23 protein-coding genes are annotated in these 23,727 nt (G+C 40.4%); 1 reads left to right on the top strand and 22 read right to left on the bottom strand.

Translation table 11 applies throughout. The annotated features are described in order from the left end of the window. Positions 1 to 17: 17 nt before the first annotated feature. From rpsC to Q8865_03105, 14 genes are all read right to left on the bottom strand, one after another. Positions 18 to 695 (bottom strand): 30S ribosomal protein S3, encoded by a 678-nt coding sequence (rpsC, locus tag Q8865_03170; GenBank protein ID MDP4152431.1) that lies wholly within the window; start codon positions 693 to 695, stop codon positions 18 to 20. Between the two features lie 6 nt (positions 696 to 701). Continuing rightward, entirely contained in the window at positions 702 to 1,040 is a 339-nt protein-coding gene (gene rplV / locus Q8865_03165) for a 50S ribosomal protein L22 (protein ID MDP4152430.1), read from the bottom strand. A 33-nt stretch (positions 1,041 to 1,073) separates the two neighbouring features. Then, a complete protein-coding gene (gene rpsS, locus Q8865_03160) occupies positions 1,074 to 1,355 on the bottom strand; it encodes a 30S ribosomal protein S19 (GenBank protein ID MDP4152429.1) in 282 nt (93 codons plus the stop codon). 21 nt (positions 1,356 to 1,376) lie between these two features. Further along, positions 1,377 to 2,210, bottom strand: coding sequence for a 50S ribosomal protein L2 (gene rplB / locus Q8865_03155; GenBank protein MDP4152428.1), 834 nt, complete (start codon positions 2,208 to 2,210; stop codon positions 1,377 to 1,379). Positions 2,211 to 2,239: 29 nt separating this feature from the next. Further along, entirely contained in the window at positions 2,240 to 2,533 is a 294-nt protein-coding gene (gene rplW / locus Q8865_03150; protein ID MDP4152427.1) for a 50S ribosomal protein L23, read from the bottom strand. Next, complete coding sequence (gene rplD, locus Q8865_03145; protein ID MDP4152426.1) at positions 2,533 to 3,156, bottom strand: 50S ribosomal protein L4; 624 nt, start codon at positions 3,154 to 3,156, stop codon at positions 2,533 to 2,535. The genes rplW and rplD overlap by 1 nt, the downstream gene beginning before the upstream one ends. Before the next feature lie 16 nt (positions 3,157 to 3,172). Continuing rightward, positions 3,173 to 3,799 carry a 50S ribosomal protein L3 gene (gene rplC / locus Q8865_03140; protein MDP4152425.1) on the bottom strand — a complete coding sequence of 209 codons (627 nt, stop codon included), beginning with the start codon at positions 3,797 to 3,799 and terminating at the stop codon, positions 3,173 to 3,175. A 153-nt stretch (positions 3,800 to 3,952) separates the two neighbouring features. Next, positions 3,953 to 4,264 carry a 30S ribosomal protein S10 gene (gene rpsJ / locus Q8865_03135; protein MDP4152424.1) on the bottom strand — a complete coding sequence of 104 codons (312 nt, stop codon included), beginning with the start codon at positions 4,262 to 4,264 and terminating at the stop codon, positions 3,953 to 3,955. Between the two features lie 55 nt (positions 4,265 to 4,319). Next, a complete protein-coding gene (locus Q8865_03130; protein ID MDP4152423.1) occupies positions 4,320 to 4,445 on the bottom strand; it encodes a hypothetical protein in 126 nt (41 codons plus the stop codon). Positions 4,446 to 4,574: 129 nt separating this feature from the next. After that, positions 4,575 to 5,753: a glycosyltransferase gene (locus Q8865_03125; GenBank protein MDP4152422.1), complete on the bottom strand. Its 1,179-nt coding sequence runs from the start codon at positions 5,751 to 5,753 to the stop codon at positions 4,575 to 4,577. A 115-nt stretch (positions 5,754 to 5,868) separates the two neighbouring features. Then, a complete protein-coding gene (gene gpmI, locus Q8865_03120) occupies positions 5,869 to 7,383 on the bottom strand; it encodes a 2,3-bisphosphoglycerate-independent phosphoglycerate mutase (protein MDP4152421.1) in 1,515 nt (504 codons plus the stop codon). 15 nt (positions 7,384 to 7,398) lie between these two features. Continuing rightward, positions 7,399 to 8,169, bottom strand: coding sequence for a triose-phosphate isomerase (tpiA, locus tag Q8865_03115; GenBank protein ID MDP4152420.1), 771 nt, complete (start codon positions 8,167 to 8,169; stop codon positions 7,399 to 7,401). Between the two features lie 30 nt (positions 8,170 to 8,199). Further along, positions 8,200 to 9,405 carry a phosphoglycerate kinase gene (locus Q8865_03110; GenBank protein MDP4152419.1) on the bottom strand — a complete coding sequence of 402 codons (1,206 nt, stop codon included), beginning with the start codon at positions 9,403 to 9,405 and terminating at the stop codon, positions 8,200 to 8,202. Between the two features lie 86 nt (positions 9,406 to 9,491). Further along, positions 9,492 to 9,989 carry a tRNA (cytidine(34)-2'-O)-methyltransferase gene (locus Q8865_03105; GenBank protein ID MDP4152418.1) on the bottom strand — a complete coding sequence of 166 codons (498 nt, stop codon included), beginning with the start codon at positions 9,987 to 9,989 and terminating at the stop codon, positions 9,492 to 9,494. Positions 9,990 to 10,157: 168 nt separating this feature from the next. Between Q8865_03105 and secA the strand changes: the two genes are divergently transcribed. After that, positions 10,158 to 12,890, top strand: a complete 2,733-nt coding sequence (gene secA / locus Q8865_03100) for a preprotein translocase subunit SecA (GenBank protein MDP4152417.1) — start codon at positions 10,158 to 10,160, stop codon at positions 12,888 to 12,890. A gap of 75 nt (positions 12,891 to 12,965) precedes the next feature. On the opposite strand, the gene ftsH is transcribed toward secA, so the two are convergent. From ftsH to Q8865_03060, 8 genes are all read right to left on the bottom strand, one after another. Continuing rightward, positions 12,966 to 14,807, bottom strand: coding sequence for an ATP-dependent zinc metalloprotease FtsH (gene ftsH, locus Q8865_03095; GenBank protein MDP4152416.1), 1,842 nt, complete (start codon positions 14,805 to 14,807; stop codon positions 12,966 to 12,968). A gap of 36 nt (positions 14,808 to 14,843) precedes the next feature. After that, a complete protein-coding gene (gene hpt, locus Q8865_03090; GenBank protein ID MDP4152415.1) occupies positions 14,844 to 15,383 on the bottom strand; it encodes a hypoxanthine phosphoribosyltransferase in 540 nt (179 codons plus the stop codon). Between the two features lie 2 nt (positions 15,384 to 15,385). After that, entirely contained in the window at positions 15,386 to 16,777 is a 1,392-nt protein-coding gene (tilS, locus tag Q8865_03085) for a tRNA lysidine(34) synthetase TilS (GenBank protein MDP4152414.1), read from the bottom strand. After that, entirely contained in the window at positions 16,770 to 18,092 is a 1,323-nt protein-coding gene (gene dnaB, locus Q8865_03080; protein ID MDP4152413.1) for a replicative DNA helicase, read from the bottom strand. The genes tilS and dnaB overlap by 8 nt, the downstream gene beginning before the upstream one ends. A gap of 18 nt (positions 18,093 to 18,110) precedes the next feature. Beyond that, positions 18,111 to 18,557 (bottom strand): 50S ribosomal protein L9, encoded by a 447-nt coding sequence (gene rplI, locus Q8865_03075; protein MDP4152412.1) that lies wholly within the window; start codon positions 18,555 to 18,557, stop codon positions 18,111 to 18,113. 1 nt (position 18,558) lies between these two features. Continuing rightward, positions 18,559 to 20,562, bottom strand: a complete 2,004-nt coding sequence (locus Q8865_03070) for a DHH family phosphoesterase (protein ID MDP4152411.1) — start codon at positions 20,560 to 20,562, stop codon at positions 18,559 to 18,561. Between the two features lie 26 nt (positions 20,563 to 20,588). Continuing rightward, complete coding sequence (locus tag Q8865_03065) at positions 20,589 to 21,569, bottom strand: hypothetical protein (GenBank protein ID MDP4152410.1); 981 nt, start codon at positions 21,567 to 21,569, stop codon at positions 20,589 to 20,591. Positions 21,570 to 21,707: 138 nt separating this feature from the next. After that, on the bottom strand, positions 21,708 to 23,570 hold the full coding sequence (locus Q8865_03060) for a ribonuclease J (GenBank protein MDP4152409.1): 1,863 nt from the start codon (positions 23,568 to 23,570) through the stop codon (positions 21,708 to 21,710). Positions 23,571 to 23,727: the final 157 nt, after the last annotated feature.

The following is a 23,727-nucleotide window of genomic DNA, read 5'->3' as shown; positions in this document are numbered from 1 at the left end:
TCTTTTAGGCATTAACATTATTTGCTGCCTCCTTCCTCTTTTTCCGCCGGTTCGGCTCTCTTAACGGCGGGAAGGATCTCTCCTTTATAAATCCAGATCTTAACTCCGATTCTGCCATAAGTTGTGTTCGCCTCAGCAAAACCGTAATCAATATCAGCTCTTAATGTCTGCAGGGGAATTGTTCCCTCGTGATAATGCTCTGTTCTTGCGATTTCAGCTCCGCCAAGTCTACCCGAAACTGAAGTTTTGATACCTTTCGCTCCAGCTTTCATTGTTCTGCTGATCGCCTGTTTCAGAGCACGTCTGAAGGATATTCTCTTTTCAAGCTGTGCCGCGATGTTTTCAGCAACTAGCTGTGCATTAAGATCAACATTTTTGATTTCAACAATATTGATATTTACAGGCTTATTAGTGATCTTTTCAACGGACTGACGGATCTTGTCGATTTCAGAGCCGCCGCGGCCGATTACGATTCCAGGTTTAGCGCAGTGAATAAAAATCTTGATTTTATCGCCGCTTCTCTCAATTTCTATTTTCGGAACTCCTGCGGCGTAAAGTGTCTTCTTTAAAAACGTTCTTATTTTACTGTCTTCAACCAGTGTATCGCCAAATTTATCGTCGCCGACGAGCCATCTTGAATCCCAGTTTCTAATAACGCCAACACGCAGTCCATGTGGATTAACTTTCTGTCCCATATTTGACTATACCTCCTTTTCCTTAAGAACTACAGTGATATGGGAAGTTCTTTTTAATATTCTGAATGCTCTTCCCTGTGCTCTCGGCATTACTCTCTTAAGAGTGGGGCCGGGGCTGACGAATGTCTCAGATACATAAAGGTTATCTTTATTCATATGAAAATTATTCTCAGCATTGGCAACCGCAGATTTTAAAAGCTTTTCGACAACGGGTGATGCAGCTTTGGGTGTGTGCTTTACAGCCGCAATGGCGTAGTCTATAGGCTTGTTTCTAATAAGGTCAAGAACGATCTTAACCTTGCGGGGCGCAATTCTGACATGTCTGACTATTGCTCTCGCTTCCACTTGTTTTTTCCTCCTTCTAAACTTAACACGCCATTACTTTATGGTGTTAGAGGTCTTTGAACCCGAGTGGCCCTTAAAGGTACGGGTCGGTGCGAACTCGCCGAGCTTATGCCCAACCATATCTTCGGTTACATACACCGGAACGTGTTTTCTGCCGTCATGAACGGCTATTGTATGCCCGACAAAGTCAGGGAATATTGTTGAAGCTCTTGACCAGGTTTTAAGCACTTTTTTCTCGCCGGCCTGATTCATGCTCTGAATTTTTTTCATCAATGCGGACTCTACATAAGGGCCCTTCTTAATGCTTCTTCCCACTTGAACACGACTCCTTTCCTATTATTTACCGTTTCTTCTCTTAATGATATACTTATTGCTCTTAGCCTTCTTAGAACGAGTCTTAAGACCCATCGCAGGCTTGCCCCAAGGAGTCATTGGTGAAGGCTGACCAACAGGTGATTTGCCTTCGCCGCCGCCGTGCGGGTGATCGTTCGGGTTCATGACAGAGCCGCGGACTGCAGGACGAATGCCAAGGTGTCTTGTTTTTCCGGCTTTACCGAGAGAAACGTTTTCATGATCGATGTTGCCTACCTGACCTATTGTAGCCAGACAGTCAAGACGGATTATACGAACCTCGCCCGAAGGAAGACGTACTTGTGCAACTCCGTTTTCCTTACTCATCAGCTGTGCTGCATTGCCTGCGGCACGGACAAGCTGACCGCCTTTTCCAGGATAGAGCTCGATGTTATGGATAAATGTACCTACTGGGATGTTGCTGATCGGCAGTGCATTGCCCGGCTTAATATCAGCTGTTGCGCTGCTTACAATAGACGTTCCGACTGTAAGGCCAACAGGTGCTAAGATATATCTTTTCTCTCCGTCTTCATACTGAAGAAGAGATATGAAGCAGGTTCTGTTCGGGTCATACTCAATTGTCATAACCTTAGCAGGCATATCGACTTTATCACGTTTAAAATCGATTATTCTGTATTTCTTCTTATTACCGCCGCCCTGATGTCTAACAGTTATTTTGCCGTAACTGTTTCTGCCGGCTTTATTCTTCAAGCTGCTCAAAAGGCTTTTTTCAGGATCTACTTTAGATAATTCCTCATAGGTGAGGACTGACATAGTTCTTCGAGCAGGAGAAGTTGGGTTGTATTTCTTTGTCGCCATTTTTATCACTCCTTTTGGTTAATGTAATATTACATCATACCCTCGAAGAACTCGATGGGTTTGGATTGCTCAGATAATTTTACTATAGCTTTTCTTCTGTCGGGTCTGGGGCCTACATGGACACCCATTCTTTTGATTTTGCCCTTGATGTTCATAACGTTAACAGTGTCAACTTTCACTTTGAAGATTTCTTCAATAGCATATTTGATTTCCGTTTTTGTTGCATCAGTGGCAACCTCAAAAGTGTATATCTTATTTCTAGCCCCATCCATGCTTTTTTCGCTGATAACGGGCTTTCTGATGACGTCATATGCGGTTTTCATTACGCATACACCTCCTCAAGATGCGCAACTGCATCCTTAGTGAGAATCAGCTTCTCATACTTAAGAATGTCGTAAACGCTGAATAACTTTGCGGTTGTGGTTGAAACATTCTGCAGGTTTCTAGCAGATAAAACTAAGTTATGATCAATATCTCCTGACATTATAAGCGCTTTATTGGCTTCAAGTGCCTTTAACATACTGACTATTTTCTTTGTTTTTATATCTTCTAAACTAATATTATCTAGAACAATCAGATTGCCATCTGCAACTTTAGCTGATAGAGCTGAAACAATAGCAAGACGTTTTGTTTTCTTTGTCATCAGAATCCTGTAGGAACGCGGCTTTGGAGCAAACACAATACCGCCATGTATCCACTGTGGTGCACGAATGGAACCTTGTCTTGCACGACCTGTACCCTTCTGCTTCCAGGGTTTTGCTCCGCCTCCGCGTACTTCAGCGCGTGTAAGAGCGGATTGTGTGCCTTGTCTCTGATTAGCGAGATAAGCCTTTACAGCTTGATGCAACACGATTTTGTTGATTGGAGCACCGAATACTGCTTCATTTAAATCCATCGTCCCGACTTCTTTGCCGGTCATATCAAGTACTTTAACGTTTATAGCCATTTAAATTCCTCCTCCCTTACGCTTTGACGGACGTCTTTATAAAGAGCAGTCCGCCTTTAGGGCCGGGTACAGCACCTTTTAAAACCAGCAGGTTTTTCTCAGCGTCAACCTTGACAACGTCGAGGTTCTGAATAGTTACCTGCTCATTTCCCATCTGTCCAGGAAGCCTTTTACCAGGCATAACCCTTGACGGGTCTGTGTTTGCGCCCATGGAACCTGCATGTCTGTGAACAGGACCGCCACCATGTGTCTCTCTGCCGCGGCTCTGACCGAATCTCTTGACAGTACCCTGATAGCCCTTACCTTTTGAAACTCCGGTGACATCAACAGTTTCACCAATTTCAAAAGCATCAGCAGCAACTATGTCTCCAACATTTTTGTCCTCGTCAAACGCAAACTCTTTAAGGTACTTTTTGACTGAAAGATTGTTCTTCTCAAAATGTCCCTTCTGCGGCTTGATAACCTTATTTTCAGCAAGGTCACTAAAACCGAGCTGAATTGCGGCATACCCGTCAGTTTCAGCAGTTTTCTTCTGAACAACAACGCATGGACCCGCTTCAATAACGGTAACCGGGATAACCTTGCCTGATTCATCGAAAATCTGTGTCATGCCGACTTTTTTTCCGATAATGCCCTTTTTCATTTTAATTCCTCCTTGGTTATTGGTTGGCATCGCCAACTTGACCCGCACCCCTAGGGGCGCTGTATGCAGCCGCTTTCGCGGCGGGTTCGTGTAAAAAAGTTAATAAACATACGTTCAGCCCTAAGCGTCAATTCTGCGTTTAGGGCCATGGTCTTAAAGCTTTATTTCGATGTCAACGCCTGCGGGAATGTCAAAATTCATAAGTGCCTCAACACATTTTGCAGACGGTTTTATAATATCAATTAGCCTTTTATGTGTTCTTGTTTCAAACTGTTCGCGGCTGTCTTTATATTTATGCACAGCGCGTAAAATTGTTACTACCTCTTTTTTAGTAGGCAGCGGAACCGGTCCTGAAACCTTTGCTCCGTTTTTCTTTGCTATTTCGATAATACGCTCGGCAGACTGATCAATTAAATTATGATCGTAAGATTTAAGTCTGATTCTTATTTTTTCATTGCTTGCCATGTTCTTTCTCCTTTTGTATAATATTCGGCGAAAAAGAAAATCAAAAAGATAACACTCATCCGTGTGTTTCATACCTTTGCATTAAAAAACCGGAACAAACTGCGGCAGTTTTATTCCGGACATAAAACACAGGCTCATCGTGTGCCGCAAGCACATTGCCGCCATTCTTTTTGCTTTTCAAAGCGCCCGGTTAACGGACATACTCCGCGGAAAAACCCGTTTCAAACGGCAACCTTCCGCATCATCGCAGTCAAGCTATATTATAATACCATAATACTCTAAAAAAAGCAACACTTTTTTTAGAGTTCCGTCACGAAAAAGCCTCTATTGCATCTCTGTACACTCCTACAACACTTTCGGTAAAATGTTCAACAGAAAACACAGATGCGGTTTGTTTGGCATTATTAATTATTTCTTCTCTTTTGTTTTGATCATAAATCAAATCTAACAATCCTTTGCGGAATGTCTCGTAATCTTCAAAAGTTAAACCGTTTACCCCATTTTTCATGAGTTCCTCAACGCTTTTATCCTCGCGGCATAATACTGGCGTTCCGCTAGCCATAGCCTCAATATACGTTATACCCTGAGTCTCACTGGTTGAGGCTGTTGCAAACACATCGCCCAAGGAATAATATTTATGCACTTCCGTTGTTGAAACCAGGCCGGTGAGAATAACATCCTTACTATAAGGAGAAGCATCCGCCATTTCCCTCATGTGCTCCGATTCAGGTCCCCCGCCAACGATCAAAAATTTTAAATTGGGTATATCGTTCTTAGCTTTGAAATAGTATTCCATCAGTTCGGCAATATGTTTTTCTTTACTAACCCGTCCTACAAACAGCATGACTTTATCATCAGGCTTAAACCCAAATTCCTCACGTTTTCTTTTCAGAAATTCCTCATCAGGCAATGAGCTAAATTTCGAAAGATAAATTCCCGACGGTATAATATAAATAGGTTTATCTATCCCATAACTGAGCAGTATTTCACGTGTTTTTTCTGTCGGAGCAATAAGCGCGGCAATCCGTTCTGTAAGCAGACGGTTTCTAAGCAGCATGCCAACAGTACTTTCACTTATAAAGCCGCCGAAATACTTATTAAAATATTTAATGTACTCTGGATCACCCCAAAGAGTATGGTAAGTATGGATTACCGGAATACCAAGTCTGCGCGCTATATAGAATGCACGAGACATAGTAAAAAATTCAGATTGAGTGTGAATCACATCGGGGTGCCAGCGAATAATATCGTGAATGTGGACAATATCTGAAAATGGGAAAATTAGACGTATATTAGGGTAAAACATAGATGCATTAAACGATGCGATTTGATATGAATCCGGCGTTTTTACATTATTGACTCTATCAGAGACAATCAGCAGTTTAACCTCATGACCCATTGATTTAAGGCCGTGCGCAAGATTCATCATGGATACATATACTCCACTTATCATGCGCTGATGAATATCTGCAACGAGTAATACTTTCATAAAAATTCCTCGCACTTTCAAATTACCAAATTAGTATATCATATAGGATTAACATTTGCAATTTAGGTTAAAAAGGAAGCGGTTTTCCGCTTCCTTTTATTATATACTTATTAGTCTATCCCGCAATACTTTTTCCATTCATCTCTGCAGGCTGAGGAATACCTAGAAGTTTCAGCATCGTAGGCGCTATATCTGCAAGGCAGCCGCCTTCTCTAAGCTCAACATCTTTTCCCACGGCAATAAACGGGACAGGATTAGTAGTATGAGCCGTAAACGGAGAGCCGTCCTCTTCCATCATTAGGTCTGCATTGCCATGGTCAGCAGTTATAAGTGCGATGCCATCATGCGCGCGAATAGCATCGACTACGCGACCTACACATGTATCTACAGTTTCAACAGCTTTTACTGCTGCCTCAAACACGCCTGTATGCCCAACCATATCGCAGTTGGCGAAATTCAGGACAATGACGTCATATTTATTTTCATTTATGCGTTCAATAACGGCATCAGTTACCTCATAAGCACTCATTTCCGGCTTCATATCATAAGTTGCAACCTTAGGTGAAGGAATAAGAACACGGTCTTCACCTTCATACACAGATTCTACTCCGCCGTTAAAGAAGAACGTAACATGCGCATATTTCTCAGTTTCAGCAATGCGAAGCTGCTTCATTCCGAGTTTGCTTATATATTCACCAAACGTATTACTAAGACTTTGCGGCTTGAAAGCAACCGAAACGCCCGGCATTGTAGCATCATACTGTGTAAAGCAAACGAACAGCGGAGAAATGCAGCCGCTCTTTCTATCAAATCCTTTAAAATCAGGATCTACAATAGTTCTAGTTATCTCGCGAGCTCTATCCGGCCTGAAATTATAGAAAATTACAGAATCATCATGCTTGATCGTTCCCTCTTTATCGCAAACTACAGGAACAACAAATTCATCGGTAACTTCATTTTTATAAGAATCCAGAACAGCTTCATACGCGTTATTATTTTGAACGCCTTCGCCGTATACAAGAGCGGAATAAGCTTTAGTAACACGTTCCCAGCGGTTGTCTCGATCCATTGCGTAGTATCTGCCTGAAACCGTTGCAATTTTTCCAACGCCTATTTCGCTCATTTTATCCTGCAGTTCTTTAACATAATCTGCGCCGGACTGTGGCGGAACATCACGTCCATCCAAAAACGCATGGACATAAACTTTTGAAACGCCCTGACTCTTTGCCATTTCCAAAAGCGCAAACAAATGGCTGTTGTGAGAATGGACTCCGCCGTCAGACAAAAGCCCCATAAGATGTACCGCACTGTTTTTCTTTTTTGCCTGTTCAAACGCATTTACAAGCTCAGAAACTTTAAAGAATCCTCCGTCACGTATTTCTTTTGTGATCCTTGTAAGCTCCTGATAAACAATTCTGCCAGCGCCGATATTTGTGTGACCGACTTCACTGTTGCCCATCTGACCCTCAGGAAGCCCTACGGCCATTCCAGAGGCATTAAGTTTAGTATGCGGGCAGGTTGCAAACAATTTATCCAAAACGGGTTTCTTTGCGTTATATATCGCATTGAATGATCCGGGCTTGTTGATACCGTAACCATCCATAATAATGAGAATCAAAGGTTTTTTCATTAATGACCACCCAGCTTATCTGCTTGCCGCTTTGACAATAACGGCAAAATCCGCTGCTTTAAGTGAAGCGCCACCGATAAGTCCGCCATCAACATCTTCTTTATCAAGAAGGCTTTCGGCATTGCCTGCATTCATTGAACCGCCGTATTGAATAACGGTAGCATCAGCAGTTGCTTTATCATACATGGAAGCCAGTGTGTCACGAATAAATTTATTGACCTCTTCAGCCTGCTCATTGGTAGCAGTCTTTCCAGTTCCAATTGCCCAAACAGGCTCGTACGCTATAATTACATTGTTTTTAACATCTTCAGCAGAAATGCCGGCAAGGTCAATCTTAAGCTGTCTCGCAACAACTTCGAATGTAACGCCCTGCTCGCGCTCTTCAAGGCGCTCTCCTAAGCAAAGTATAACTTTAAGGCCATTAGCAAGAGCCGCAACTGTTCTCTTATTTACAGTTACATCTGTTTCACCGAAATATTGACGACGCTCACTATGCCCGATAACTACATATTCAGTGCCTACTGCTTTGAGCATATCTGCTGAAATTTCGCCGGTGAAAGCTCCGCTTTTCTCCCAGTGAACATTCTGCGCGCCGACCTTAATATTGCTGCCCTTAACAGCTTCAACAGCTGTAGCAATGCAAACAAATGGCACTGCTACTACAACATCACAGTCTGCATCCTTAACAAGTGGCTTTATTTCATTTATCAAAGTTGCTGCCTCGGCAGGAGTTTTATTCATTTTCCAGTTGCCTGCGATTACCGCGCGGCGTAATTTTTTATTCATTGATATATTTTCCTTCCCTATTTGCCTAATTTATTTATCGTTTATAGCTGCAACGCCCGGCAGTTCCTTGCCCTCGAGGAATTCAAGGCTTGCTCCGCCGCCGGTTGAAATGTGTGACATTTTATCGCCAAATCCAAGCTGGTTGACTGCTGCAACAGAGTCTCCACCGCCGATAATAGTTGTTGCATTCGTCTCGGCAAGTGCTTTTGCAACCGCAATTGTGCCCTTAGCAAGCGTCGGATTCTCGAATACACCCATAGGTCCGTTCCAAACAACTGTTTTAGCTGTTTTAGCTGTCTCTGCAAACAACTCGCAACTCTTCGGGCCAATATCAAGGCCCTGCCAGCCTGCAGGCATATTTTCAACGTCAACAACTTTTGTTGCAATCTCCGCATCTATAGGATTCGGAAAGCTTTCAGCAATTACGGTATCTATTGGAAGAAGCAGCTTAACGCCGTTCTTTTCAGCTTTTTTAAGCATATCTCTGCAGTAATCTAATTTCTCATTATCTAAAAGTGAGTTGCCAATCTCATAACCCTTAGCCTTGAGGAAAGTAAACGCCATTCCTCCGCCTATGATTAGTGTATCAGCCTTATCAAGAAGATTATCTATTACGCTAAGTTTATCCGCGACCTTAGCGCCGCCTAAAATCGTAACAAAAGGTCTAACCGGGTTGTTTACGGCATTTCCCAAATACTCGATTTCCTTCTGCATTAAATAGCCTACTGCAGTTTCTTTTATAAACTCAGTAACGCCAACAGTTGAGCAATGCGCTCTGTGTGCTGCACCGAAAGCGTCGTTGACATATACTTCTGCAAGTGAAGCAAGTTCACTGCTGAACGTAGGATCATTCTTAGTTTCCTCAACCCTATAGCGAGTGTTCTCTAAAAGAATTACTTCGCCGTCTTTCATTGCAGCGACAGCTTTTTTAGCGTTTTCACCAACAACGTTGCTGTCAGCGGCAAAAACAACATTTACTCCAAGTAATTCAGAAAGTCTCTTTGCAACAGGAGCAAGTGAGAGTTCAGGCTTCGGCTCTCCCTTTGGCTTGCCAAGATGTGAGCAAAGGATTATACGTCCACCGTCAGCCATAAGTTTTTTAATCGTCGGAAGTGCCTTTACTATTCTGTTTTCGTCAGTAATGACTCCATTTTTTAACGGCACGTTAAAATCACAGCGGACGAGAACTTTTTTGCCTTTAACGTTGATGTCGTCAACAGTTTTCTTGTTTAACATTTTAACACCTCATCTTTTTTTATAACCACTTTATAACATTATAATTGTATAGTCTTGTTAAAAAAATGTCAATGTATATTTTGCCATTAAAGATTCGCGAATTTGCCTGTTTCCTTAAGACCTTCAAATCCCCACTGTCTAAGCACTTCATATGTTACAACAGCAACCGAATTCGACAAGTTCAGAGAGCGTGCCTCATCTATCATTGGTATCCTTATCGCATTATCGATATTTTTAAGTATTAGGCTTTCAGGCAGTCCAGCCGTTTCACGGCCAAACATCAAGTATACAACGCCATCATACTTAACATCTGAATATACATGAGGGGCTTTCGTAGTAGAATAGTAAAAGGATGCATACTTAACATTATTCTGAGAATAAAATTCATCAATATTATCATACACATGCAGGTCAAGAAGATACCAATAATCGAGTCCCGCTCTTTTGACTTGTTTATCGCTTATTGAAAACCCCAGAGGTTTGATAAGGTGAAGTGATGCTCCGGTAGCAGCGCAGGTTCTTGCTATGTTACCAGTATTTTGAGGAATTTCCGGTTCTAATAGTACAATATTTAATTTTTTCATTAAAATCTCCACAAATGCCAAAAATATCACATAATATTGTAAGTGATTTTACCCTTATCTTCAAGAATAAAATATGAACAATATATAAAATAACGTATTTTGTTTGAATTTATTTTGTTTTTGTTATACTATTATAATATTATGGCGTTAAAAAACGAGGTGAATAAATTGAAATTTATAGAAAAAATATTTGGTTCTCACAGTTCAAGAGAGCTAAAACGTATTGATGATATTGTTGAAAGCATAGAGGCATTGGAAGACCAGTATAAGGCGCTTTCAGAATCTGAGCTCAAAGGAAAAACAGAATGGCTTAAAGGCCGTCTTGAAGCAGGAGAAACACTTGATGATATACTTCCGGCTGCTTTTGCAACCGTACGTGAAGCTTCATGGCGTGTTCTCGGCATGAGGCACTTTCGAGTCCAGCTGATCGGCGGTATTGTCCTTCACCAAGGGCGTATTTCTGAAATGAAAACCGGTGAAGGTAAAACGCTTGTTGCAACTCTTCCTGCTTACCTTAACGCTTTGACCGGAAAAGGCGTTCATATCGTAACAGTTAATGACTACCTTGCCAAACGTGACAGTGAGTGGATGGGTAAAGTATACAGATATCTTGGGCTTTCGGTCGGACTCGTTATCCATGGTGTCGAAGACCGCAAGTCCGCATATAATGCTGACATAACATATGGTACCAATAACGAATTTGGATTCGATTACCTTCGTGACAACATGGTGACATACCGTGAATTTATGGTTCAGCGTGGTCACAATTTTGCTATTGTCGACGAGGTTGACTCTATTTTGATCGATGAGGCACGTACACCGCTTATTATCTCCGGCGTTGGCGAAGAATCAACTGAAATGTACCAAAAGGCAGATAATTTCGTTAAGCGTCTCCGTCCCTACAAAGTGCTTGAGGAAGATTCAAAAGAACTTTTGGATGATGTTGACGCCGATTATATTATTGATGAAAAAGGAAAGAATGTATCTTTAACAAAAGCCGGCATTAAAAAAGCGGAAGAGTTTTTTAACGTTGAAATTTTGTCAGACCAGGAGAATACAACTTTAGTTCACCATATCAATCAGGCATTAAGGGCACATGGTATCATGAAACGTGATGTCGATTATGTCATAAAAGATGGCGAAATAATAATTGTTGATGAATTTACCGGGCGCTTGATGTTCGGCCGCCGGTATTCTCAGGGTCTTCATCAGGCAATAGAGGCAAAAGAGCACGTAATGGTTCAGAATGAATCAAAAACGCTTGCAACTATTACTTTCCAGAATTATTTCAGACTTTATGATAAGTTATCAGGTATGACAGGTACAGCCCTTACAGAGGAAACTGAATTCAGAGAAATTTACGGGCTTGACGTTATTGAAATTCCCACAAACAAACCCATGGTCAGAAAAGATTATGACGACGAGGTTTACAAAACAGAAAACGGTAAATTCAATGCAGTTGTAAAACAAATAAAGGTTTGTCATGAAAAAGGTCAGCCGGTGCTTGTGGGTACAATTTCAATTGAAAAATCCGAAACGCTCAGCCATCTGCTAGGTATGCAGGGCATCAAGCATAATGTCTTGAATGCTAAACAGCATGAAAGAGAAGCCGAAATTGTTGCACAGGCTGGTAAAAAGGGCGCCGTTACCATTGCAACTAACATGGCCGGACGTGGAACCGACATAATCCTCGGCGGCAACGCTGAGTTCCTTGCCAAAAACGAAATGCGAAAACAAGGATACACAGAGGAACTTATTAACGTTTCTAATTCATTTGGTGAGACTGATAATCCAGACATTATAGATGCAAGGAAAAAATATTCAGAACTTAACAGTAAATTCAAAGAGCAAATAAAGGCTGAAGCTGATGAAGTCTGTGAATCGGGAGGATTATTTATAATCGGAACCGAGAGGCACGAAAGCAGACGTATTGATAACCAGCTTCGCGGTCGTGCCGGCAGACAGGGCGACCCCGGTGCATCGCGTTTTTACATTTCACTTGAAGACGATCTGATGCGTCTTTTCGGAAGTGAAAGAGTCCAGGCGATAGTCGAAAAGCTTGGTATGGACGACGAAACTCCTATTGCTGCTGGGATACTTTCCAACTCAATAGAAACAGCTCAAAAACGAGTTGAAGGCAAAAACTTTGATATCCGTAAAAACGTTCTCCAATATGACGATGTCATGAATAAACAGAGAGAAGTAATATACGGCGAACGTAAAAAAGTTCTGGACGGCGAGAACCTGCATGACAATATAATCTCTATGATAAAGAGCGTTATTGCTACCCACGTAAGTCTTGCAACCGGCGGAAGCGAGATCACGGATGACTGGAAAATCGATGAATTACGTCAGACATTTATAGGGTTATTCCTTACGCCTGAAGACTTAAATTATCATACCATTGAGCAGCTTGAAGGTCTGACTAAGGATGATTTAATAGAAGAACTCGAACAAAAAGCTCTTAAGATTTACGACGAAAAGGAACAGAAATACGGAAACGACGTAATGAGAGAGCTTGAGCGTGTAGTACTTCTGCAATGTATCGATAAAAACTGGATGGATCATATCGACGCTATGGACGATTTGCGCAGCGGCGTAAGCCTTCGCGCTTATGGTCAGCAAGATCCGGTCATCGAGTATAAATTTGAAAGCTATGACATGTTCGAGGCAATGACTGACGCAATCAAAGAAGATACCGTAAGACTTATTTATCTTGCAAGAATAAAGAGCGATTCAGAGTTGCGCCGTGAAAAAGTTGCTCGTGAAACCGGCGAAGGATTTGCCGGAGATGAAAAAAAGGTTAGTAAGACAGTGAAAAACAATACTCCTAAAGTTGGCAGAAATGATCCTTGCCCCTGCGGAAGCGGCAAGAAATATAAAAAATGCTGCGGAGCATAAATTAAAAACTAATAAAGACCTCCTATCATTTACGATAGGAGGTCTTTCTATACCAAGAAAATAATTTTCTGCCTATTAAATTTCGTTAGAATCTTCAGGTTCACCAACAGTGTTAAAAATCGCTTCAAATTCTTCGCCGCTGATTTTTTCTTTTTCAAGAAGTGTCTTAGCAACGACGTGAAGCTTATCCATATACTTATCAAGAATTCCAATCGCTTTTTCATAGCACTTGTCGATAATGTTTTTAAGCTCGTTATCTATCTGCGCGGCAAATGATTCTGATATATTTTTTGTTGTCGTGAAATCACGGCCAAGGAAGACTTCTTCATGCGGATTGCCGAATACAACCGGGCCAAGCTTATCGCTCATACCGTATTTCGTAATCATCTGGCGTGCGATATTTGTAGAACGTTCGAGATCGTTTGACGCACCGGTTGATATATCGGTAAGTGCCAGTTTTTCAGCAGCTCTGCCTCCAAGCAGTACGACAATTTCATCTTCCATTTCTTGCCGTGTTGAATAATACTTATCTTCTTTTGGAAGCGAAAGTGTATAGCCTCCAGCGCGGCCTCTTGGAATAATACTAATCTCATGAACCGGATCCTGTGTCTCAAGAAATCTGCTTACGATCGCATGACCTGCTTCATGATAAGCGGTAAGTCTGTTTTCACGTTCAGTAATTACTCGTGACCTCTTTTCTGGGCCGACAATTACCTTAATAGTAGCATCCTGAATGTTTTTCTCAGTAATTACTTTTGTATTCAACCTGGCTGCCAGCAGAGCAGCTTCATTTAATAAATTTTCTAGGTCAGCGCCTGTAAATCCGGCAGTAGACTTCGCAATCGTTTTGAGATTGACATCCTGTGCAAGCGGCTTCCCGCGTGCATGCACCTTTAAAATCTCCTCACGTCCCTTTATATCAGGGACATTTACAACGATCTGTCTGTCAAAACGTCCTGGGCGCAGCAAAGCGGGATCAAGGATATCCGGACGGTTTGTTGCGGCGATGATTATAACTCCTTCATTGGTTCCGAATCCGTCCATTTCAACAAGCAGCTGATTTAACGTCTGCTCACGTTCATCATGGCCACCGCCAAGTCCGGCTCCTCTATGTCTGCCGACAGCATCAATTTCATCTATAAAAATAATACATGGCAGATTCTTTTTGGCCTGCTCAAAGAGATCACGAACACGTGATGCGCCGACGCCTACAAACATTTCAACGAAGTCAGATCCGGAGATCGAGAAAAACGGAACGCCCGCTTCTCCTGCTACAGCACGTGCAAGAAGAGTTTTACCTGTTCCCGGAGGGCCAACAAGCAATATACCTTTAGGTATCCTCGCGCCTATCTCCATGTATTTTCGGGGATTCTTAAGAAAATCGACTACTTCCTTAAGTTCTTCTTTTTCCTCGTCAGCCCCGGCAACATCGTCAAAGGTTTTTTTGCGTGATTCGTCAATGCCTTTCTTTGCGCGAGACTTGGCAAAAGACATCGCTTTACTGCCGCCGCCATTCATATTGCTCATCATAAAATACCACATGGCGCCAAACACTAATATAAGCAACGCATACGGTATAAATGAAACCCAAACAGGCAGCTGCTGAGCCGCTTCATAATCATATGATTTTAGTATTCCGTCTCTACGCTGCTGCTTTATTAAATCGCCAACATCGTTTAAAAATAGGTTAGCACTTGGAAGACGGTATTTCTGCTCGGTATTATCCTGCAGCTTCATTGTCAGATTGTTATTTTCATCAATAACAAATTCCTGTACTTTGCCACCTTCAAACTGAGCAATAATGTCAGAATATTTCAGTTTTTCTTTGCTATTCGCGCTATCCAGCAATGTAATGGCTGTAATAATAACCAAAATAAGTAAAGCGTAAAATGCGAAACTTTTTAAATTAATCTTCAACTATTCCACTCCTTTAATGCTGTCAGGGACAACCTGTTACTCTGTATAAACACATGGTTTTAGAATGCCTATAAAGGGAAGATTTCTGTATTTCTCTGCATAATCAAGTCCATATCCCACTACAAATTCGTCCGGTATTATAAATCCTTCATAATCCAGCTTTACAGGCATTTTACGTCTGTCGGGTTTATCGAGCAGTGTTGCAAGAGCAATGCTTTTTGCGTTTTTATTTTTTAGTACTTCCATTATATAACTCAAAGTAATGCCGCTGTCAAGAATATCCTCAACAATTAATACATCATATTTGTCAAGTGCTATATCAAGATCCTTTTCTATCTTAACAACTCCGCTCGATTTAGTACCTTTCCCATAACTCGAAACAGACATAAAATCGATAGCGGCGGGTATAGTTATATTTTTCATAAGTTCGGTCATGAACATTACAGAACCTTTTAAAATCCCAACCAACAAAAGATTTTTATCTTTATAATCCTCGCTTATTATTTGACCCATTTCAGAAATTTTTTCATGAAGTTTCTCTTCTGATATCAAAATCTCCTTAATATCGTCCATCATACTCATAGTTTGCTCTCCTCCAACCCAATTATCATTATATCCTTAGTGTTTTTATCCGGTTTGTACATTGGTGTAACACCATAACCCATAATAGCTATAGGCATATCGCCATCGCAAATAACCGGTATTTTTATTCTTTTCTCAGCTGGTATTTTAAGTTCAATAAATAATTTTTTTAATGTTTTCCCCCCAGCGGAAGTGTTAAGAACTATCCTGTCCCCGGATCTGCGGCTTCGAACAACTAAATTTTTACTGATTTTATCATAACTGATTCTTTCTTTTATTAATAAACAATTAACTTTTGGATCATCCTGACTTAAAACATGAAATTTCCCAATGTTAGGTATAAATGTTTCGCCTTTTTTAAGTTCTTTACAATATGGTTCTAGGGTTTCATTATCTTTTCTAAAGACAAGCTTGTCTCCGCTTTTATAAACATTGAGATTTGCCGGAACGGAGGCTTCTTTAAATCCTTCTTTAGAACTAATATCCAGACCCGCTTCAATATGAGATCTTTCATAATCAATGCCGCTTAATGATTTCATACATACTGCTATTATCCTGGTAGAGATTGCATTATGAAAATCTTTGATTTTTTCAGCGGATAAAATAATTTCATTATCATCTTTATAAATAAGTGCCTTGCTTAGAAACTCTTGTGCTTTACTGTTTAGGTATTCTTCATCTTCAATCAGTCCTTCGCTCATTCTAGAAATCGTTCTAGAGAAAGACGGATTGAGCCGTTCCTCGATATAGGCTTTAATATTGTGCCTAATTGCGTTTCTTGTGTATTTTTCATCAGCATTTGTGCTGTCAGTTACAAAACTTTGCCCATAAGCGTCAAGATACTCAATTATCTCTTTCCGTGTAACTTTCAATAATGGCCTGATAAAAACTATACTTTCTTTCTCAATTCGCTGTGGTATTCCGCATAAGCCTTTAAGACCTGTTCCCCGTATTAAGTTATGAAGTATTGTTTCAGCGTTATCGTCCTGAGTGTGCGCAGTTGCAACGATACAACCGGAATATCCCCGGGCTTCATTTATAAATTCATTATATCTTGCTATACGTGCCGCAAGCTCTGTTGAAATATTTAATTTCTTTTCTATGCTTTTTACATTACAGCTTGCCACTCTTAGCGGTATCTTTAACTTTTCGCATAAATCCCTTACAAATAATTCATCCCGGTCAGATTCATCGCCTCTAAGATTATGATTGACATGTATTGCACAAAGTGTAAAGCCTACAGCTTCTTTTACCGAGTTCAGCGCTAACAGCAATGCTGTGGAATCAGCGCCTCCTGAAACAGCAGCAAGAACAGTACACCCCGAATAAACAAGTTTTTCTTTTTGAATAATATTAAGCAGATTTTTTTCAAAGTTTCTTTTACTCATTGTGTACCTTGTCCACGTTTTTGAACTGGGTAAGTTCTCCATCCCAGTATAACTCTATTGTATCAGTTCTGCCATGCCTGTTTTTAGCAATTTTACATTTAGCAATGCTGACCTGTTCATCAGCCGGATTTTCATCACGATAGAGCATAAGTACTATATCCGCATCCTGTTCTATTGCGCCGGATTCGCGAAGGTCTGACAAGACAGGCTCATTTCTTGACTCAGAGCCACGTGAAAGCTGTGACAAAACAACAACTGGAATATTTAGTTCCTTTGCCATTATTTTAAGGCTTCGCGTTATCTCCGCAACCTCGATTACCCTGTTTTCAGAACGGCGTGAAGAATGCATCAGCTGTAAATAGTCTATTATTAAAAGATCGACATTTTTTTCGCGTCGGATCTTTGCCTTCATCTCAGCAATTGTTACTGAAGGGTTATCATCTATTCTCAGTTTGCATTTAACAAGCATATCAACGGCCTCAGTCAGCCTATCCCATTCGTCCCCCCTTATATCGCCTCGCATAAGTCTTGTGCTCGGAATACGGGATTGTGTAGCAAGCATACGGGCTACAAGCTGCTCCTTTGACATTTCAAGTGAAAATACCGCAGCTTTCTTACCGTCTTTCGTTGCGGCATATTGAGCAATGTTCATAGCAAGTGATGTTTTTCCGACACCAGGACGAGCCGCAATAACTATCAAATCGGACCTGTTCAGTCCTGATATTATTTCGTCCAAATCAGACAGCCCGGTTGAAATGCCTTTATATTTGTCATTATTGCCGCTTGCTGCATCACTGATACGCTGGTATGTATCAGATACGATTTGAAGCATAGGCGTGAACTCATAACTTTTTCGCCCGTTCGTAATATCATAGATTTTCTGTTCAGAAGCGTCGAGGATACTTGCAAACTCATCACTCTCTTCTGAGCACATATCTATGATTTCTCCAGCTGCTCCAATAAGACCTCGCATCAGTGATTTTTCCCAGACTATACGTGCATACTTTTTTATATTACTGCTTGTAGGCACGAATTCTGCCAGCTGCAGCACGTATTTTTTGCTTTGACCTTCTTCATAGACTCCGGCCGTTTTCATACCCTCAAGCAGGGTTACGACATCCACCGTTTGGTTATCTGTGTACATGCCGTACATTATTTCATAAATTTGAGCATTCTGCTCTATATAAAAATCCTGCGGCGTAAGCATGTCGGCAACATCATTCATGCTGTCCGGGTCAATAAGTACCGCTCCAAGAACTGCCTGTTCAGCCTCAAGGCTGAACGGCACTCTTGAAATATTCATTTCTTCAGCCATTTCAGCCTCCTATTTTTATTAAGCAGCATAAACCATAACAAAAAATTTAGCGGATATTTCGGGATATATTTTTGCTTCGACCTCAACGGTTCCAAAATGCTTGATATCGTCATTTAATACGATCTTCTTTTTGTCAATGACAAGTCCAAATTGTTTTGAAAGCTCTTCGCTTATCTCTTTGGATGTGACAGAACCAAATAATTTACCTTGTTCTCCGCCTTTAGCTGCAATTTTAACAGTTTTTCCTTCAAGTTTACCGGCAAGTTCTCTTGCCTCTTTCTTTTCTGTCTCTAAACGGAATTTTACCGCTTCCTCTTGTGCTTTCAGCTTGCTTATATTTGTGTCGTTAGCCTCAGTAGCAAGTTTTTTGGGGAAAAGAAAATTTCGAGCATATCCGTCGCTGACATTGACTAGCTGACCTTTTTTACCCGTTCCTTTAACATCTGCCTGCAAAATTACTTTCATGTTAACCTCCGTTATTCTCTGCCAGATAGCGGTCTATTGCCGCGATCAGTTTTATTTTTGCTTCGTCTAAGGTGCCGCTTACCTGAACGCCGGCGTTAGTCATGTGCCCGCCGCCGCCTAAATATTCCATAATACTCTGAACATTGATGGTGCCTAACGACCGGCTTGATATATGAACATTATCGCCGACCATATATAATACAAAGGATGCTTCAACTCCTTCAATGGAAAGAAGCTCATCCGCCGCCTGTGCCATAACAGTTTTTGCATCTTCAAACGGTTCTCCATTCCATATTGAAATGGCGATTTTATCCTTATAAAAGTCAGCATTTTGTATGAATTCTGTCTTTCTTACATAACTGTCGAAATCGCTTTGGAATGTCTTTTTGACCTCCATAGGATCAGCGCCGGCTTTTCTGAGATAGGCTGCAGCTTCAAAAGTTCTGAACCCTGTTTTAAAAAAGAAGTTTTTGGTGTCGAGCACAATTCCTGCAAGAAGTGCTGATGCCTCGTCACTGAGAAGTGTTCCTTCACCATCAATATATTGAACTAGCTCGGTTACGATTTCACTTGTTGATGAAGCATAGGGTTCGTGATAATTCAATACCGCGTTTTCTATATAATCTGTCATTTTCCTGTGATGATCAATTACAACGATATTAGCAGCATTTTTTACTATATCTGCAAACTCAACATAATGAAGGCTGTGAACATCACAAACTACAAGCAATGTTTTTAAGCGAAGGAGATCGAGCCCCGTAAGCGGATCAACGAACACGCCTTCATAATCAGGCATTTTCTCCAAGTTTTCAATTAAAGGCATTGCAAGGTTGGTGCTCCTGTTGCATACTATGTTAACACGCTTGCCGGCAACCTTAGATATGCGCGCAATACCTACACTTGCACCGACAGCGTCAAAATCTGCGTATTTATGTCCCATAACGAGGACATTATCGCTATTTTCAATAAGCGCCATCAATGAATCCGCTATTACACGTGATTTGACCTTTGTTCTTTTTTCAACGCCTTTAGAGCGTCCGCCGTAAAATTCATAGTTATTTTTGGTTTTTATTACCGCCTGATCTCCGCCTCTACCCAAAGCCATATCAAGTGCTTGAGCCGCAAATTCATAGCTTTGGGCAAATGTAGCACCTTCAGTGCCAATGCCGATAGATATGGTCACAGGGGTTTTGTCAATTGTTATTTTTCTTATAGAATCAAGTATACCGAATTTGGACTCTTTAATTTGATCTAGATATTTTTCTTCAAATACTATTATATACCTGTTATTGTCCATCTGTCTGAACAGAGCACATGCTCCTTCAGCCCATTCGCTTATCTGTTTGTCTATTTCGGCCATTACCCCTGACTTATCACGGCTTCTAGCAAAAGCGGCAACCTCATCATAATTATCTATTAAAACCAGTCCAGTAACTGGCCTGCTGTCTCTGTAGAGCTTGCTTAGGTTTACAAACTCTGTTTCTTCCTCAAAATATAGAACATACATCTGCTGGTCAGGAACATTTTCCTTGTTTTCATTATAAACAGGTATTCCAAAGATGATAAACTTTTTATCATTTTCTCCAACTGTGACATGCACTCCTGAAGCCAATGTATCTTTTTTTACCTTTGCTATATCTACACCCTGTTCGAATTCATTAATTTTTTTACCAAAAAACGCTTTTTTTGAAATTGTTCTCGAAAAAGCGTCATTAACCCAAACAATGGTTCCGTCAGCACTTACAACAGCAATAGGAAAAGGAGATTTTACTAACGCATTTCCAGCGTTGGCAGTAATATCTGCGGGAAGTTTATTCATAAATGCATTTAATTTTCCCACAGGAAGAGCTGTAAAAACAATATAAACTGATAAGCTGGCAATTATTCCAAAAAGAAAACCTGTTCCAGCGACTAATCCAAAGAAATATCCAATGATTATTAAAATCAAAAAAGATAAAGATATTATAATGTTATTTTTTAACTTCCCCTTTTGAATTTTTCTCATAAATCCCCCTCTCTTATATGAAAAAATCAAAAGTCTTCGTCATCTGGTCGCTTAATTAACTTTGACCAATTAATACGAAGTGCATCATAGAGACCGAAAAATACGATTAGCTTCATAACACCTATAAAAAACAGTCCAAAAACGATGATATAAAACATCAAAGGTGATCGTATTAACATACCATTTTTGAATAACCTGATTAAATATAAAATCCCCTCAAGTATAAATGCCGGAGTCATGACAAATACGAAATTATACAGCATTACATTTGCGAAATTTCCCAAAAATACGCTTGCAATCATAGCGATTATAACCAAAACAGCCCCTGCACGTGATACTCGAAAATCCTCCAGTAATTTACGTTTATCGCCGCTTACTATTTTATCTGTCGCGCGTGCAACAACTGCCGCAGCAAATGATGTGACAGTCGCAATTACAATTATGATTCCTGGAAATTCTATTCCGAGCGTTTGTTTTAGCAGCTTTGCAATGCTGTTTATCTCGTTTTGCTGAGCCGCAGATGGATTGCCCGTAAGCATAGAGCGCATGAGTCCAGCATACGACTGTGAGATTCCGTCGATTAAATTATTTATAAATGAGCGCAAATCAGTTATCGTAAGTTTACCGTTAATTTTAAATACAACATACGCAATTATCCCAAGTGCTGCTGCAGTTAAAAGTTCAGCACCAAAAACCGTCAGTATTTTAATATCAGTCTTTTTTACAGCACCTAGGCCCATGATAATCGAGAGCGGAAAAATTATCAGTAAAATACAGAGAGCACCTGCTAAATTCTTTGCGCCAAAAAAACTGTACGCAGTTAAAGCAACCGTCGCAATCGTTAGGATTTTATATCTTCCGCCGGCAATGAGTGTAACCCCGCATACAGCAGAAAACACGACCCCGAATACTTGCGTTCCGGGCATTATGATCATAAGGCAGGCAATAATATAAAAAATAGATGCAAATACTGCAATCCCTTGATATCTGTTATCTGTCTTTTCCAAATGTTCACTCTCCAAATACGTTGTGTGATTAATATAGTATTATATCATGGTATTTATTATATTGAAATAATATTTTTTTAATTTCGAAAAATAGAAAAAACATCAAAATTTAAATAAAAGATGGCTTTAGGCCACCTTTTAAATATCCATAATAACAGGTAAAATCATAGGGCTTCTTTTGGTTTTCGAATAAAGATACCGCGATAGTTCATCCTTCACTTCACTTTTAAGTGCCTGCCAATCGCGTGTATAATTTTTTTCGTATTTTTCAAAAATATCTCTTGCTATTTTACGTGCTGTTTCTATCATATCTTCAGCTTCACGCACATAAACAAACCCACGTGATACAATATCGGGGCCTGCTAAAAGCTGCCCAGTTGCCGCATCTATTGAAGCAACAATTATTATCAATCCGTCTTCAGATAATAATTTTCTATCACGCAAGACAATATTGCCAACGTCTCCCACGCCAAGGCCATCAATTAAAACTGCGCCGCTGGGAACGCTGCCATTGATTTTTGCTGTACTTTCAGTAAATTCCAATACCTTTCCTGTTTCCATCATTATAATATTATCATTGGTGTAACCAAGCCTTTTTGCAAGCTGAGCATGCTTATAGATATGCTTATATTCACCATGTATCGGCACGAAAAATTTCGGTCTAACAAGTGATATCATCATCTTCAGCTCTTCTTGACAAGCATGACCTGAAACATGTATCTCGCGAAGTCTTTCGGATATAAATTCCGCGACAAGTTTAATAAGCTCGTTTACGACCTTTGAAACTGTTTTTTCGTTACCAGGAATTGGATTGGCTGAGATAATAACCATGTCATTCGGACCTATTTCAACGTTACGGTGGTCAGAGGAAGCCATTCTTGCAAGTGCTGACATAGGTTCTCCCTGGCTGCCTGTTGTGATCAATACCAATTTATCATCCGTATAACGTGAAATCATTGAAAGGTCAATCATTGTCCCATCTGGAATATTCATCATGCCAAGCTCTGAAGCAACTTTAATGATATTAACCATGCTTCTGCCTGAAACTGCAACCTTTCGCCCGAATTTGACTGCAGCGTCAATGACCTGTTGAACTCTGTGGACATTAGAAGCAAATGTAGCTACTATTATCCGTTTAGTATTAGTTTTAAATAAGTTGTCAAAGGCCTCGCCAACAACCTTCTCGCTCATCGCCATGCCAGGCCGTTCAGCATTTGTTGAATCAGAAAATAGCGCAAGTACACCTTTCTTACCTAATTCTCCGAATCGGGCAAGATCGATCATTCCTCCGTCTATAGGAGTTGTATCAATTTTGAAATCACCTGTAAAAATAACAATTCCTACAGGAGTCGTAATTGATAGTGCTGTTGAATCCGGAATTGAGTGATTTGTATGAATAAATTCAATTTTAAATTTACCAAGTGTAATAGTAGAACCGGCTTTTACTTCGTGCAGTTTAATTTTTTTAAGCTTATGCTCCTCAAGTTTAGCACGCACGATTCCCAAAGTAAGCCTTGTTCCGTAAACAGGCACATTTATCTGTTTGAGAAGATAGGGCAATCCACCTATATGATCTTCATGTCCATGAGTTAATATAACCGCCTTTATTTTCTCATAATTACTAACCAGATATTTGTAATCAGGAATAACAAGATCTATCCCGAGCATATCTCCGCTTGGAAATGCTAAACCAGCATCTATTACTATCATTTCGTCGCCGTATTCCAAAACAGTTGTATTTTTCCCTATTTCATCAAGGCCACCAAGCGGTATAACGCGTAGTTTCTCTTTAAATGTGACATCCTCATTATGCCCTTTAGAAGCATTAGAATTCTTGGCATTTTGCTTTTGCGCAGGCTTTACTGTATTCTGTATTTTTTGTGATTTAATATTGTCATTAACTAAATCAGTCTCAGCAGTTTGTACTTTTTTTCGTTTATAATACCTGTAATTATTTTTTTTCTTTTTAACAATATCTTCTTTTGCCGAAATTTCAGCCATATAATCCCCCGTTCAAAATAAATTTACAATGATATGTAAATCACAGCAGCAAAATATAGGGGTTTTTTAAGACCCCTATAGAACACCATTAATGTTTAGTTGATTCCGATCAAATAAAACAAAAAATAAATCCGAACAAATACATTGATAATAATTA

Source organism: Bacillota bacterium (genome assembly GCA_030705925.1).
GTDB lineage: Bacteria > Bacillota > Clostridia > Oscillospirales > Feifaniaceae > JAUZPM01.
This window is presented reverse-complemented; position numbering and strand designations above follow the sequence as displayed.